We start from the raw sequence: 13,262 nt of genomic DNA, 5'->3' as shown, positions 1-13,262 counted from the left end.
CCTGCGGCGGACCCGGCAGGACCGTGGGTCCTCCCCCATTGTGTCACCGTGCCGTGCCGCCGCGGCGCGCGGCCGCCCCGGTGGGCTCAGCCGGCCAGCAGCCGCTCGAGGGCCGCGCTGCGCAGCACTCCGGCCGGCGCGCCGCCGGGGCCGGTGACCACGTAGCGGGGGTGCTCGGTGCGGGCGACCGCGCGCAGCAGCGACTCCCCCTGCAGCTCCCCCGGCAGCACGGCGCCCTCGGGCAGCCGCTCCAGCACGGCCCCCAGGGGCGTTCCCGCGCGCCGGTCGTCGGGCACGGCGTCGGCGGCGGCCGGCACGAGCAGGCCCACGGGCCGCCCGCCCGCGTCCACGGCCACCACGTGCGGCACGGCCCCGCCCGCGCCGGGGTGCCGGGCGGCGAGGTGGGTGACGACCAGCTGGTCGGTGCGGGCCAGGGACGCGTCGTGGGGCACGCTGAGCGCGGGCTCGGCGAGGGCCGTGGCGCTGACCCCGTGCAGGCGGGAGAGGATCCGGGCGGAGCGCAGCGACGCGCCGGCGCCCTGCCACATGAAGGCGGCGATCAGGACCACGAGCACGAGCGCGGGGGCCTGCCGCCACAGGTCCGTGGCGGCCGTGCCGACCAGCAGGAGGACGGCCAGGACGCGCCCGGCCCAGGCAGCCACCACGGTGCCGCGGTGCTCCCGGCCGGTGAGCGCCCAGACCACGGACTCGACCACGCGGCCGCCGTCGAGGGGCAGCCCCGGCAGCACGTTGAACAGGCCCACGATGAGGTTGGCCCAGGTGGTGAGGTCGAGCAGGACCCAGCCGAGGGACGGGGCGGGGTCCGCGGTGCGCAGCAGCGCCCAGCCGGCCAGGCCCAGGACCAGGTTCACGGCGGGCCCGGCCAGGGAGACGGCCGCGGAGGCCAGCGGGGTGGTGCGCACGTCCCCGAAGTGGGTGTGCCCGCCGAGGAGGCTGAGCACGATCCGCCCGGTGGGCCAGCCGAAGGCGCGGCCCGTCCAGGCGTGGGCCAGTTCGTGCAGCAGCACGGACAGGGCGAGGGTGAGGGCGAAGCCGAGGGAGGCGGCGTAGTTGAGCGCGCCCAGCTCGGGGTAGGCGCGCAGCAGCACGGGGGTGTAGAGGAGCACCGTGACGGCGGCGATCACGAACCAGGACCAGGACAGGGTGACGGGCACCCCGCCGATCCGGCCCAGGGGCACCCCGGCGGCGCGTCGGCCGCTCACGCGCGGACCCCGGCGACGAGCCGTCCGAGGTCCTCGGGCGTCAGCCCGGCGAGCGTGGGCAGCACCGTGTCCGCCCCGGAGCCGTGCAGGGGGACCAGATTGGGCACGCCCACGGTGTAGATCCCCGCCGCGGTCGCGGAGCGCACCCCCGTGCGGGAGTCCTCGACGGCGACCATCCCGCGGGGGTCCAGGGGGCGGCCGACGCGCTCGGCGAGGCGGGCGGCGCCGAGCAGGTAGGGGTCCGGGGCGGGTTTGGCGGGGTGGCCGAGGTCGCCGGTGACGACGACGTCGAAGGCCCCGGGGCCGCCGTAAGCGTCGACGACGACCTCGGCGAGGGGCGCCTCGCTGCTGGTCACCAGGGCCAGGGGCACGCCGCGCTCGCGCAGGGCCGCGACGAGCTCCGGCGCCCCGTCCCGGTGGACGGTCCGCTGCCGGGTGCGGGCGACGACCCGCCCCAGCAGGTGCTCGACGATCTCCCGGACCGTGAGGGCCACACCGGCGCGCTGGAAGACCGCCGCGGCGTCCTCCAGGCCGGTGCCGACCATGGCCAGGGCGTCGGCCTCGGTCCAGGTCCCGCCGTGGGCGCGGACGAGCGCGATCTCGGCCTCGATCCAGTACGGCTCGGTGTCCACCAGGGTGCCGTCCATGTCGAAGAGCACCGCGGTGGGCAGGGGGGCGTCGGGGCGCGGGGCGGACGGGGTCGGCATGGCCTCCATCGTAGTTCCCGCAACACGGGGCCCGGGCCCGGCGGTCCCCTTGCCGTGGATGCGCCTGCGCGTAGTGTGGGAGCGTGAGCAATTTCGACGAGACGTTCCCCCGACCCCAGGCCGGCCCGTTCGGCGTGGTCCGTGAGAGCGGCGACCAGGAGCGGGTCACCGTGCTGGTGGCCGCGTTCGAGGGGTGGAACGACGCCGGGGACGCGGCCACGGACGCCGTGCAGTTCCTGGCCGAGCACTACGGGGCGAAGGACGTCTTCGAGGTCACCTCGGACGACTTCTACGACTACCAGTTCTCCCGGCCGATCGTGCGCCGCGCGGCGACCGGCGAGGTGAAGATCGTGTGGCCGACGACGAAGCTGGCCACGGCCACGGTGCCGGGCACCAACCTGGACCTCGTCCTGCTGCACGGGTGGGAGCCGTCCTACCGGTGGCGCTCGTTCACCGCGGAGCTGCTGGAGCAGGCGACGCTGCTCGACGTCGACTTCGTCGTGATGGTGGGGGCGCTGCTGGCGGACGTGCCGCACACCCGGCCGATCCCGGTGACCAAGACCTCGGACACCGCGGAGCTGCAGGAGGAGCTGGGCGTGGACCCCTCCCAGTACGAGGGCCCCACCGGGATCGTGGGGGTCCTGTCCCACATGGCCTCCCTCGGCGGGTTCCCCACGGTGAGCCTGTGGGCGGCCGTGCCGCACTACGTCGCGCAGTCCCCGTCCCCGAAGGCGGAGCTGGCGCTGCTGCGGGAGATCGAGGAGCTGCTCAACATCACCCTGCCGCTGGACGTCATCGCTGAGGACGCCGAGGCGTGGGAGCGCGGGGTGAACGAGCTGGCCTCGGACGACCCCGAGATCGCCGCCTACGTCCAGCAGCTGGAGGAGGCGAAGGACACCACGGACCTGCCCGAGGCCACCGGGGACGCGATCGCCAAGGAGTTCGAGCGCTACCTGCGCCGGCGCCGCGACGAGAAGTGAGCGCGGCCGCACCGCCGCGGGACCGCGGCGGTGCGGGGGCTCAGAGCACCACGCCCAGACGGGCCTCCACGAGGTCCCGGACGAGGCGCGCGTCCGCCGCGGACGGCTGCGCGGGGCCGGTGAGTGCACGGGCGGCCCAGTCGTCCAGGGCCTCCAGGGCCGCGGGCGTGTCCAGGTCGTCGGCCAGGGCCGTGCGCACTACCGCCAGCAGCGGGGCCGCGCTGCCCTCGGGGGCCGCGGCCAGGGCCCGGCGCCAGGTGTCCACCCGGGCCACCGCGCCGGCGAGCACGAGGTCGGTCCAGAACCAGTCCTCGGAGTAGCGGTGGGCGAGGATCGCGGTGCGGATCACCGCCGGGTCCACGCCCTGGGCCCGCAGCCGGGAGACGAGCACCAGGTTGCCGCGGGACTTCGACATCTTCTCCCCGTCGAGGCCGACCATGCCGGTGTGCAGGAAGTGCTCGGCCATCGGCCGGCCGGTCAGGGCCCAGCTGTGCCCGGCGCCCATCTCGTGGTGCGGGAAGACCAGGTCGGAGCCGCCGCCCTGGACGGTGAACGGAGCGGGCAGGTGCTGGAGGGCGATGAGGGAGCACTCGATGTGCCAGCCCGGCCGGCCCGCCCCCAGGGACGACCCGTCCCAGGCGGGCTCGCCCGGGCGGTGCACGCGCCACAGCATGGGGTCCAGCCGGTGGCGCTTGCCCGGGCGTTCCGGGTCCCCGCCGCGCTCGGCGAACAGCGTCAGCATCTGCTCCGGCTCCAGGTGGGAGACGTCGCCCAGGGCCCACCCGTCCGCGGCCTCGGGCGCGCCGGCGGCCGCGACGTCGAAGTAGACGTCGCCGTCGGGCTCTCCGCCGGCTCCGGGCACCCGGTAGGCCAGACCGCGCGAGAGCAGGTCCTCGACGGCGGGCACGATCCGGTCGACGACCTCCGTGGCGCCCACGTAGTGCTGGGGCGGGAGGACGTTCAGGGCGCTCATGTCGGTGCGGAAGAGCTCGGTCTGCTGCGCGGCCAGCTCCCGCCAGTCCACGCCCGTGGCCTCGGCCCGCTCGAGCAGGGGGTCGTCCACGTCGGTGACGTTCTGGACGTAGTCCACCGGGGTGCCCGCGTCCAGCCACGCCCGGTGCAGCACGTCGAAGGCCACGTAGGTGGCGGCATGGCCCATGTGCGTGGCGTCGTACGGGGTGATCCCGCAGACGTACAGGCTCGCCCGCTCCTGCCGGGGCAGCTCCGCCCGCCGCCGCAGCCGGGTGTCCTGCACCACGGGCAGGGGGGCCTCGCCGGGGAGGTCGGGGACGGGTCGGGCGGACCAGGCTTTCATGCTCACCTCGGAGGGATCGGGTACGGGGCGGGGGCGGTCGCCGCGGCGCGGGACCTCTCTCAACCTACCGGACCCGCAGGGGCCGTCCCGCCCGCGCTCAGGCGCTGAGCACGCCCAGGCCCAGCAGGACGAAGATCGCCAGGCCCAGCGCGATCCGGTACCACACGAAGACGGTGTAGCTGCGGTTGGAGATGTAGTGCATGAACCAGCCGATGATCACGTAGGCGACGGCGAACGCGATGCCCGTGGCCAGCAGGATCTCGGCCATGCCGTAGGGCCCGGACTGCGGCTCCCCCAGCGTCTGCGCCAGCTTGTACAGCCCCGAGGCGAAGACCGCCGGGATGGCCAGCAGGAAGGCGTAGCGGGCGGCGGCCTCGCGGGTGTAGCCCATCAGCAGGCCGGCGGTGATCGTGCCGCCGGAGCGGGAGACGCCGGGGATCAGGGCGAGGGCCTGGGCGAACCCGAAGAGCACGCCGTGCTTCACGGTGAGGTCGTCGAGGTGGCGGGCCTGGCGGCCCACCCGGTCCGCCACGGCCAGGATCACGCCGAAGACCACCAGCATCGTGGCGGTGATCCACAGGGAGCGGAACTCCGTGTCGATGTAGTCCTCCAGCAGCAGCCCGAGCACGCCGATCGGCAGGGAGCCCAGGATGATCAGCCAGCCCATCCGGGCGTCCGGGTCGGAGCGCTCCACCCGGCCCACCAGCGACAGGGTCCACTGCTTGAGGATCCGGACGATGTCGCGCCAGAAGTAGATGATCACGGCGGTCTCGGTGCCCAGCTGCGTGATCGCCGTGAACGCCGCTCCCGGGTCCGCGCTGTTGGGCAGAAACTCCCCCACGATCCGCAGGTGCGCCGAGGAGGAGACCGGCAAGAACTCCGTCAGGCCCTGCACCAGGCCCAGAATGATGCTTTCGATCCAATTCACCCGGCCACCCTACGGCACCGGTGGCGCCCGAGGCGGCGGGACAGGCTCGGACGAGCGAGAGGCACGGCCCCTCGAGCGGGGCCGTGCCTCGGCGCGGCGTGGAGCGGCGGGCGTCAGCGGGAGGAGCGCGCCCCGTCCGTGTCGTCGAGGTCCTCGTAGTCCTCCTCGTCGACGAGGTCCTCGTCGAGCATCTCGTTGTCCTCGAGCAGCTCCTCGTCCTCGTCGTCGTCCTCGTCGTCTTCCTCGTCCGAGTCGTCGTCGGAGTCGTCCTCCTCCTCGGCGAAGACGGTCAGTGGGGTGACCTCGTCGTAGGCGTCGTAGAGCGCCTCCTCGTAGGCGTCGAAGGCGTCGGCGATCGCGATGTAGGCCCCGTCGACCGCGGGGTCGTCGTCACCGCGGCGGTTGGAGGCAGCGGCGAGGTGTTCTTCGAAGGCACTCACGAGGGACTGCAGCGCGGCACGAGGATCATGACTCATGAAGTAGACGTTAGCGCTTATCCGTGCAGAATGGGGACCGATGAGAGAACAAGTCCGCACCAGCTCGGCGACCCTGCTGCACGACGCCGACCAGCGCTACGAGTACCTCCTGCTGACCGTCGCCCCGCACGAACGGCTCAGTGAGGCCCGGGCCCGGCTGCGCGAGCACGCCGAGTACGGCAAGTGGGAGCTGACCCGCAGCGTGCTCCTCTACGGCGGCACCCGCAGGTACTGGCTGCGCCGCCGCGTGATGCGCGTCGAACGCACCATCTGAGCCCCGCCCTGGACGGGCGGGCGCGGCTCAGGGCTCCAGCGGGCCCAGCAGCGCCTTGGCCACGGCCGCGTGCACCGACTCGCTGTCCGAGGGGTGGTAGATCCCGGCGAGCACGTCGCGGTAGAGCCGCTCCAGCTCCCCGCCCCGGGAGTACTGGGCGCCTCCGGAGGTGCGCATCGCGATGTCGACCACCTGCCGGGCCGTCTCCGTGGCCCGGTGCTTGACCCCGGAGAACAGCAGGAACCAGCGGGGCCCGTGGTCCGGGGCGCCGGCCGAGCCCAGGGCGTCGACGTCGGCGGTCAGCCGGTCCAGCTGCAGCTCCACCCCGTCGCGCAGCAGCGCGGCCTCGGCGATCTGCCACCGGATGTCCGGGTCCTGGGCGTAGGACGCCCCCTTGGCCCGCGACCGGCGGGCCCCGGCGAGTTCCGCGGCCAGCTGCACCGCCCGGTCGGCGATCCCGGTGTAGACCGCCGCCAGGAGCAGCTCGAAGCAGCCGAAGACGCCCCACACCACCGGGTCCGGGTTGGGGCCCGCCGGGGTGCGGGTGAGCACCTGGTCGGCCGGCAGCCGCACCGAGCGCAGGACCGTGCTGCGCGACTGCGAGGCGCGCATCCCCAGGGTGTCCCAGTCGTCGAGGATCTCGATGCCCTCCTCGTCGCGGGCGACGAAGCCGAAGACCAGCGGGGCCCGGGGGTCCGCGTCATCCCGGGCGTGGACGATCAGCCGGGTCCAGACCGGGGAGAGCGAGGTGAAGATCTTGGTGCCGGTGACCCGGTACCCGTCCGCGGTGGCCTCCGCGGTGGTCGCCGCGTCGAAGAGCACGGCGTCGTTGCCCGCCTCGGAGATGCCGAAGGCGAAGATCTCCCCGGCCGCGGCCTGCTCGAAGATGCCCCGGGCGCGCTCGTCCCCGCGCAGCCGCAGCGTGTGCCCCACGCCCACGAGCACGTGGTGCATGTTGATGCCCAGCGCCGTGGCCGGTGCCGCCGCCGCCAGCCGGCGCTGCGCCGCGGCGGCCTGGCGCAGCGTGAAGCCCAGGCCCCCGAACTCCCGCGGGACGAGCATCAGCGGGTAGCCGATGCGCACCAGGTCCGCGAAGTCCTCGTCGAAGAACCGGTTCTCCCGGTCGTAGCCGCCGGCCCGCGCACGGAACGTCTCCAGCAGCTCGTCGGGCAGCAGGGTCTCCGGCGTCAAGGTCTCGCCCACCCGGGTCTCGGCCGGTGCGGCGTCCGCGCGGTCCATCTCGCTCCTTCGTCGGGCCCCCGGCGCGAGGCCGGGCGGCCGGGGTGGTCAGTAGCTGCTGAGCAGCCGGTGCAGGACGCGGGAGCCGAACTCCAGGGAGTCCACCGGCACGCGCTCGTCCACGCCGTGGAACATGGCGGGGAAGTCGAGTTCGTCCGGAAGCCGCAGCGGCACGAACCCGTAGCCGGTGATCCCCAGCGGGTCCAGGGACTTGTTGTCCGTCCCGCCGGAGAGCATGTACGGCAGCACCACCGCCTCCGGATCCTCGACGTGCAGGGCGGAGACCATGGCGTCGACCACGTTGCCGGAGAAGGGCACCTCCAGGGCGATGTCGTCGGACTCGAACTCGAAGCCCACGCCGTCCCCGGCGAGCTCCGCGAGCTTCTCCAGCACCATCTCGCGCTGGCCCGGCAGGTAGCGCACGTCCAGTCCGGCCTGCGCCGAGCCCGGGACGACGTTGACCTTGTACCCGGCCTCCAGCATGGTCGGATTGGCCGTGGTCTGCAGGGTCGCGCCGACGAAGCGGGCCACGGAGCCCAGCTCGGCGAGCAGCCGCTGCGGGTTCTGCGGGTCGAACTCCACCCCGGTCAGCTCCGTGACGGAGTCGAGGAACGCCCGGGTGGTCTTGGTGAGCTCCACCGGCCACCGGTACTGCCCGATGTTGGCCAGGGCGCTGGAGAGGCGGGTGACGGGGTTGTCGTCGTTGATCTGGGAGCCGTGCCCGGCCGTGCCCTGGGCGTTGAGCCGCAGCCACATCAGGCCCTTCTCGGCCGTCTGCAGCAGGTAGGCGCGCCGGCCGCCGATGGTGGCCGAGTAGCCGCCGACCTCGCTGATCGCGTCCGTGACCCCGTCGAAGAGCCCGCGGTGGTGCTCGGCGATCCAGTGCGAGCCGTAGACCATGCCCGCCTCCTCGTCGGCGAAGAACCCGAACACGATGTCACGTCGCGGCCGGGTCCCGGTGCGCACCATGTGGCGCAGCACCGAGATCATCATCGCGTCCATGTCCTTCATGTCCACGGCCCCGCGGCCCCAGATCATCCCGTCCCGGACCTCGCCCGCGAACGGGTCCACGGACCAGTCGGCGGCGATCGCCGGGACCACGTCCAGGTGCCCGTGCACCAGCAGGGCGTCGGCGGACGGATCGGTGCCCTCCAGCCGGGCGAAGACGTTGGCGCGCCCGGGGGCGGACTCCAGCAGTGTCGTGGTCAGGCCCACCTCCTCGATCAGGCCCGCGACGTACTCCGCGGCCCGACGCTCGCCCTTGGCGTCCCCGCTGCCGTAGTTGGAGGTGTCGATCCGGATGAGGTTGCGGCAGATCTCGACGGTCTCCCCCTCCGGCGACGACGCCGCCGGGGCGGCGGGAACGGTCTGCGGATCGGTCATGGCGGTCCTTCCTGTGGGCGCGTGCGCGCGGGGTGCGGTCAGCGGGTGGCGGTGTCGCGGCCGGGGTAGCGCAGCAGCACGAGGCGCCCCGACTCCTCGACCACGACGACCTCCTCGGTCCGGTCCGGGGCGTCCTCGGGTGCGACCCGGAGCCGGTGGCCCTCCTCGGTGGCGGAGGCCTCGCCCTGGACCTCGAGGGTGCGGTAGCGGTCGGTGTCCTGGTGCCGGCGCTCCAGGTAGGCGGGGCAGTACTGCGAGTTGCCGTCCATGGACCGGTGCACGAGGTCGTGGGAGAGCAACTCGCAGGCGCCCGCCCAGTCCCGCTCGGCCATGGCGTCCACGAAGGCCCGGGTGGTGCCCTCGGGCGTGTCGAGGTCGGGGCCGCACCCGGTCAGGGCCACGGCGGCGGCGACGACGGGGACCAACCGGAGCGGGTGCCGGGCGCCGGCGGGGCGGGTGGCGTGGTCGGTCATCGAGCTCCTTCCCGGATCTGCCCTGCCAGCCTATCGTTCCGCCGGCCGCGGGCGACCCCACAGGGCCCGGTGCCCGGGACGGGCTCGCCGCGCGGGCTCAGTGCTCGAGCACGATCTTGCCGAAGTGGCGGGCCGCCTCCATCGTCCGGAAGGCCTCCGCCGCGTCGGCCAGGCCGTGCCGGCGGTCGATCACCGGCCGGATCCCGGTGCTCTCCAGCGCGCGCACGAAGTCGGCCTGGTCGCGGCGGCTGCCGACGATCAGGCCCTGCAGGCGCGCCTGCTTGGCCATCAGCAGCGCCGTGGGCACCTCGCCCCCGCGCCCGGTGAGCACACCGACCAGGGAGATGTGCCCGCCGATGCGCACGGCGCGCAGGGACTGGGACAGGGTGCCCGGTCCGCCGACCTCCACGACGTGGTCGGCGCCGCGCCCGCCGGTGAGCTCCTGGACGGTGCGGCCCCACTGCGGGTCCTCCCGGTAGTTGAGGACGTGGTCCGCCCCGAGTTCGCGGACGCGCTCGAGCTTCTCCGCAGAGGACGAGGTCGCCACCACGGTGGCGCCCATGGCCTTGGCCAGCTGCACCGCGTAGACGGAGACGCCCCCGGTGCCCAGGGCCAGCACGACCTCGCCGGCGCGCAGCCCGCCGTCCACCACGAGCGCCCGCCACGCGGTCACCCCGGCGGTGGGGATCGTCGCCGCCTCCGCCGCCGACCAGCCGGCCGGGGCGCGCGTGAACCACGTGGCCGGGCGCACCACGACCTCCCGGCCGTAGCCGTCGAGCCCGTCGCCGGGCACGCGGGAGAAGTCGGCGTCCACCGGCGGCCCGTCCTGCCACAGCGGGAAGAAGCAGGAGACCACGGTGTCCCCGGCCGCGAACTCCTCGACGCCCTCCCCCACGGACTCCACGACGCCCGCGCCGTCGGCCATGGGGATCCGGCCGTCCGCCGTGCGCGAGCCGCCCGAGACGACGAGATAGTCGTGGTAGTTCAAGGAGCTGGCCTGCACCCGCACCCGGATCTCGCCCGGGCCGGGGGCGCCGGGCTCCGCGGCGTCCATGAGGCGGAGCCGGTCGAGGCCTCCGGGTGCGTCGATGCTGAGCTGCTTCACAGGTTCTCCTCCAAGGTCGTCGGCAAGGTCGTCGGCAGGGGTGGTCGGAATGGGGGTCCGTGCGGACGCGCCCACTTTATCAGCACACTTCACATCTCCGAGCGAGCGGATTAGGGTGGCCTTACCGGGGTGCGGCGGAGCGGACCAGCGCTCCGCCGTCGCCGGGCCACTGCAACCCACGACGGAGGCACACATGTTCACGCACAGCCAGACGCTCCAGTACAAGTCCACCCCGGAGGCCCCGGACGCGGTCTACGCGCGCAAGCTGCAGGAGGTGATCGGCGGCCAGTACGGCGAGATCACCGTGGCGATGCAGTACAGCTTCCAGGCGTGGAACGCGCACATCCCGGGCAAGTACCGGGACCTGCTCTTCGGCACGGCCGCCGAGGAGTTCGGCCACATCGAGATGCTCGCCACCATGGTCGCCCAGCTGCTGGAGAAGGCACCCCTGGGCATCACCGAGGACGCCGTGCAGTCCGACCCGGCGGTCGCGGCGGTGATCGGCGGCACCGACCTGCAGCACGCCATCGTCGCCGGGGCCGGGGCGCGGCCGGTGGACTCCATGGGCAACCCCTGGTCCGGGTCCTACGTCACCGCCTCCGGGAACCTGCTGGCGGACATGTCCTCCAACGTCAACGCCGAGATGCAGGGCCGGCTGCAGGTCGCCCGGCTCTACCACATGACCGACGACAAGGGCATCCGGGACATGCTCTCCTTCCTGCTGGCCCGCGACACCATGCACCAGAACCAGTGGATGGCCGCGGTCAAGGAGCTGCAGGCCGACGGGCTGGAGCAGATGCCGGTGCCCTCGAACTTCCCGCAGGCCAAGGAGGCCACCGAGTTCTCCTACGACTACTACAACTTCTCCGACGGGGCGACCGCCGCGGAGGGCTCCTGGGCGTCCGGGCCGACCCCGGACGGCAACGGCGAGTTCGGGTACAAGGACGAGCCCATGGCCGGGGTGCCGATGCCGCCTCCCACCCACCCCGACGCCCGGTTCTACGGCACCACCGAGGTCTCCAACCGGGTGGAGAAGGCCGCCGGCGCCCTGCAGGACAAGCTCAACAGGGAGTAGGGCCCGGCGCCTCCTCCCACGGACATCCCGGGGAGATCCCGGGGAGCACCGGGGCGGACACGGGCGGGGGCCCGGGACGGAGGAGCCGTCCCGGGCCCCCGCCCGTGTCCGCGTGCGCTCGGCGCGGGCTCCGGAGGCCTCCGGGACCGGTCAGTGGGCGCCCACGGCGCGGGCGTGCCGAGCCGCGGCCTCCGCGCCCTGCGTCCAGCGGTCCCCGTGGCCGGGCAGCACCGTGCCGGCCCCGGTGGCGGCCACGGCGTCGAGGGAGCCCAGGGCCACGGCCGTGTCCGCGGTGGCGGCCGCCGCGACGATCTGCGGGCCCCGCCGGCCCGTGTAGGGATCCAGGGTCACGAGCGCGTCCCCGCTGAGCACGGCGCCGCGGTCGGGCAGGTCGAGGATGCAGTGCCCGTCCGTGTGGCCGGGGGTGTGCACCACCACGGGACGGCCCGGCACCGGGAGCGCCGTCCCGGTCTCCAGGGGGCTGAGGTCCCGCACGCCCTTGACGGCCAGCGCCCCGGCCGCGGCCATCCGGCCCAACAGCGGCAGCGACCGCGGGTGGCCGAAGGGGTAGAGGAACCGGTTGCGCTCCGGGCGGTACCGGTACGGGTGGGCCGCCAGCCGCGCGTCGGCGGGGTGCCCGAGCACCGGCACCCCCCACTCCTCCTGCGCGCGGCGGGCGAAGCCGACGTGGTCGAAGTGCGCGTGCGTCAGCACGAGCGCGCGCACCTGGTCGGGACGCCGCCCCCGGTCCTCCAGGGCCGCCAGGAGCATGGGCCACATGCTGGGCAGCCCGGCGTCCACGAGGGTGACGCCGTCGTCGTCCTCGACGAGATAGCAGTTGACATGGGCATGGGTGATGCGATGGATGCCGTCGGCCACGTACGGGGTGAACATGGGTCTCCTCACTCGATCAGTGTGCTGAGCATACCGCCCTGCTCCCCGCCGGGGGCGGTCCCCTCCGGCGGACGGTGTCGGCCGCCCGGCTCCCGGCGCTCGCCGTGCGTGCCCGCGCCCGAGGCCTGCCGCTCCCGCAGCCGCCGGCGCAGGGCGGCCCGGGAGTGCCCCGCGGTGCGCAACCGTGCGCCGGCGTACGGCACGCCGCCGCGCCACCGGGCGCCCAGGGCCGCCCACACGCACACCGAGCGCTCGAGCACCCACACCGGGGCCCACAGCACGGTGCTCGCCGGGTAGACCCGCCGGCCCCCGGCGCGCCGCCGGCCGGCCTCGGCCACCGCGCAGACCAGCACGCCGAGCCCGGCCAGGCGCAGTGGGCGGCGGGCGGACCAGAGCAGCACGGGCAGCCACGTCAGCTCCAGGGCCAGCCGTCCCGGCTGCGCGAAGTCGTCGTAGGCCTGCCGCACCCGCTGACCGGCGAAGTGCGCGGCACAGGGCGGAACCCGGCCCACGAGCACGTCCAGGGCCCGGATCTGCCGTCCGCCGGCGGCCGTGACGGTGCGGATGAGCTCCAGGTTCTCGAACAGCACGTCGCCGTCGTAGCCCCCGGCGCCGAGCAGGGCCGAGCGCCGCACGCCCAGCGTCCCCGGGTAGTCGCCGCCCAGGGCGCGGTTGAGCAGGGTGCGGCCGGTGTCCCAGCGGGCGTGCCACGGGAGGTCGAGGAAGTAGTTCTGCGGCCGGACGAGCTCCGCCTCCGCCAGCAGGCCGACCACGGCGGCCAGAGCGTCGCGGGTGTAGCGCACGTCGTCGTCGGCCAGCACGATGCGCTCCTCGGCCGCGCGGCGCACACCGGTCATCACGCCGGCGACCTTGCCGTTGGCCCCCGGCCACGGCTCCGGGCGCAGGAGCCGCACGGCGCCGGGCAGCGCGCGCCGGTGGGCCTGGAAGAGCTCCTCCGCGGACCCGTCGACGACGGTGACGGGCAGCCACCGGACGACCTCGGCGAGGTAGGCGGCGAGACCGGGCAGGTCCTCGTCGTCGGACCACTTCAGCGGCAGGACGTAATGGGCGTCCACCAGCGGCGCGGCGGGGCGGGGCAGGGAGGCCATGGGCACGTCCTCCGGGGGCGCGGAGATGTCGATGGGCTCGCTGCTGAACCGGTTCGGATTGTTCCGCTCCGGTGTCCGGCA

General features: G+C 74.3%; 14 protein-coding genes. 3 read left to right on the top strand and 11 right to left on the bottom strand.

The features are described from left to right. Positions 1 to 86: 86 nt before the first annotated feature. Entirely contained in the window at positions 87 to 1,223 is a 1,137-nt protein-coding gene (locus tag PU704_RS11145) for a site-2 protease family protein (RefSeq protein WP_277551416.1), read from the bottom strand. Then, positions 1,220 to 1,930, bottom strand: a complete 711-nt coding sequence (locus PU704_RS11140; protein ID WP_277551415.1) for an HAD family hydrolase — start codon at positions 1,928 to 1,930, stop codon at positions 1,220 to 1,222. The genes PU704_RS11145 and PU704_RS11140 overlap by 4 nt, the downstream gene beginning before the upstream one ends. Positions 1,931 to 2,013: 83 nt before the next feature. Between PU704_RS11140 and PU704_RS11135 the strand changes: the two genes are divergently transcribed. Next, positions 2,014 to 2,910: a PAC2 family protein gene (locus PU704_RS11135; protein WP_053004689.1), complete on the top strand. Its 897-nt coding sequence runs from the start codon at positions 2,014 to 2,016 to the stop codon at positions 2,908 to 2,910. Positions 2,911 to 2,950: 40 nt separating this feature from the next. Here PU704_RS11135 and mshC read toward each other — a convergent pair whose 3' ends face one another. From mshC to PU704_RS11120, 3 genes are all read right to left on the bottom strand, one after another. Next, positions 2,951 to 4,225: a cysteine--1-D-myo-inosityl 2-amino-2-deoxy-alpha-D-glucopyranoside ligase gene (gene mshC / locus PU704_RS11130; RefSeq protein ID WP_277551414.1), complete on the bottom strand. Its 1,275-nt coding sequence runs from the start codon at positions 4,223 to 4,225 to the stop codon at positions 2,951 to 2,953. A gap of 97 nt (positions 4,226 to 4,322) precedes the next feature. Next, the gene (locus PU704_RS11125; RefSeq protein ID WP_277551413.1) at positions 4,323 to 5,153 is read right to left on the bottom strand and encodes an undecaprenyl-diphosphate phosphatase; all 831 of its coding nucleotides are present in this window, start codon (positions 5,151 to 5,153) and stop codon (positions 4,323 to 4,325) included. A gap of 113 nt (positions 5,154 to 5,266) precedes the next feature. Beyond that, positions 5,267 to 5,629: a primosomal protein gene (locus PU704_RS11120; RefSeq protein ID WP_277551412.1), complete on the bottom strand. Its 363-nt coding sequence runs from the start codon at positions 5,627 to 5,629 to the stop codon at positions 5,267 to 5,269. Positions 5,630 to 5,669: 40 nt separating this feature from the next. Here PU704_RS11120 and PU704_RS11115 point away from each other — a divergent pair, with 40 nt between their 5' ends. Continuing rightward, a complete protein-coding gene (locus PU704_RS11115; protein WP_047801764.1) occupies positions 5,670 to 5,903 on the top strand; it encodes a DUF5703 family protein in 234 nt (77 codons plus the stop codon). 27 nt (positions 5,904 to 5,930) lie between these two features. Here the strand turns inward: PU704_RS11115 and PU704_RS11110 are convergent, their stop codons facing one another. From PU704_RS11110 to PU704_RS11095, 4 genes are all read right to left on the bottom strand, one after another. Further along, the gene (locus PU704_RS11110; protein ID WP_277551411.1) at positions 5,931 to 7,142 is read right to left on the bottom strand and encodes an acyl-CoA dehydrogenase family protein; all 1,212 of its coding nucleotides are present in this window, start codon (positions 7,140 to 7,142) and stop codon (positions 5,931 to 5,933) included. A gap of 48 nt (positions 7,143 to 7,190) precedes the next feature. Next, on the bottom strand, positions 7,191 to 8,525 hold the full coding sequence (locus PU704_RS11105) for a M20/M25/M40 family metallo-hydrolase (protein WP_277551410.1): 1,335 nt from the start codon (positions 8,523 to 8,525) through the stop codon (positions 7,191 to 7,193). Between the two features lie 38 nt (positions 8,526 to 8,563). Continuing rightward, on the bottom strand, positions 8,564 to 8,998 hold the full coding sequence (locus PU704_RS11100; protein WP_277551409.1) for a hypothetical protein: 435 nt from the start codon (positions 8,996 to 8,998) through the stop codon (positions 8,564 to 8,566). Positions 8,999 to 9,095: 97 nt separating this feature from the next. Further along, the gene (locus PU704_RS11095; protein ID WP_277551408.1) at positions 9,096 to 10,103 is read right to left on the bottom strand and encodes a zinc-dependent alcohol dehydrogenase family protein; all 1,008 of its coding nucleotides are present in this window, start codon (positions 10,101 to 10,103) and stop codon (positions 9,096 to 9,098) included. A 193-nt stretch (positions 10,104 to 10,296) separates the two neighbouring features. Here PU704_RS11095 and PU704_RS11090 point away from each other — a divergent pair, with 193 nt between their 5' ends. Beyond that, a complete protein-coding gene (locus PU704_RS11090) occupies positions 10,297 to 11,178 on the top strand; it encodes a manganese catalase (protein ID WP_047801758.1) in 882 nt (293 codons plus the stop codon). Between the two features lie 150 nt (positions 11,179 to 11,328). Here PU704_RS11090 and PU704_RS11085 read toward each other — a convergent pair whose 3' ends face one another. Then, positions 11,329 to 12,072, bottom strand: a complete 744-nt coding sequence (locus PU704_RS11085; RefSeq protein ID WP_277551406.1) for an MBL fold metallo-hydrolase — start codon at positions 12,070 to 12,072, stop codon at positions 11,329 to 11,331. 8 nt (positions 12,073 to 12,080) lie between these two features. Then, entirely contained in the window at positions 12,081 to 13,181 is a 1,101-nt protein-coding gene (locus PU704_RS11080; protein WP_277551405.1) for a glycosyltransferase family 2 protein, read from the bottom strand. Between the last annotated feature and the right edge of the window lie 81 nt (positions 13,182 to 13,262).

Origin of the sequence: Kocuria oceani (genome assembly GCF_029524215.1) — a bacterium.
In the GTDB taxonomy this organism is placed as follows: Bacteria; Actinomycetota; Actinomycetes; order Actinomycetales; family Micrococcaceae; genus Kocuria; species Kocuria oceani.
The sequence above is the reverse complement of the archived record's forward strand: the minus strand, read 5'-3'. Positions and strand labels throughout refer to the sequence as shown.

Coding starts and splice junctions, on each gene's coding strand:
- PU704_RS11140 (WP_277551415.1), bottom strand. CDS start 1,930: ATGCCGACCCCGTCCGCCCCGCGCCCCGACGCCCCCCTGCCCACCGCG.
- mshC (WP_277551414.1), bottom strand. CDS start 4,225: ATGAAAGCCTGGTCCGCCCGACCCGTCCCCGACCTCCCCGGCGAGGCC.
- PU704_RS11120 (WP_277551412.1), bottom strand. CDS start 5,629: ATGAGTCATGATCCTCGTGCCGCGCTGCAGTCCCTCGTGAGTGCCTTC.
- PU704_RS11115 (WP_047801764.1), top strand. CDS start 5,670: ATGAGAGAACAAGTCCGCACCAGCTCGGCGACCCTGCTGCACGACGCC.
- PU704_RS11110 (WP_277551411.1), bottom strand. CDS start 7,142: ATGGACCGCGCGGACGCCGCACCGGCCGAGACCCGGGTGGGCGAGACC.
- PU704_RS11105 (WP_277551410.1), bottom strand. CDS start 8,525: ATGACCGATCCGCAGACCGTTCCCGCCGCCCCGGCGGCGTCGTCGCCG.
- PU704_RS11100 (WP_277551409.1), bottom strand. CDS start 8,998: ATGACCGACCACGCCACCCGCCCCGCCGGCGCCCGGCACCCGCTCCGG.
- PU704_RS11090 (WP_047801758.1), top strand. CDS start 10,297: ATGTTCACGCACAGCCAGACGCTCCAGTACAAGTCCACCCCGGAGGCC.
- PU704_RS11085 (WP_277551406.1), bottom strand. CDS start 12,072: ATGTTCACCCCGTACGTGGCCGACGGCATCCATCGCATCACCCATGCC.
- PU704_RS11080 (WP_277551405.1), bottom strand. CDS start 13,181: ATGGCCTCCCTGCCCCGCCCCGCCGCGCCGCTGGTGGACGCCCATTAC.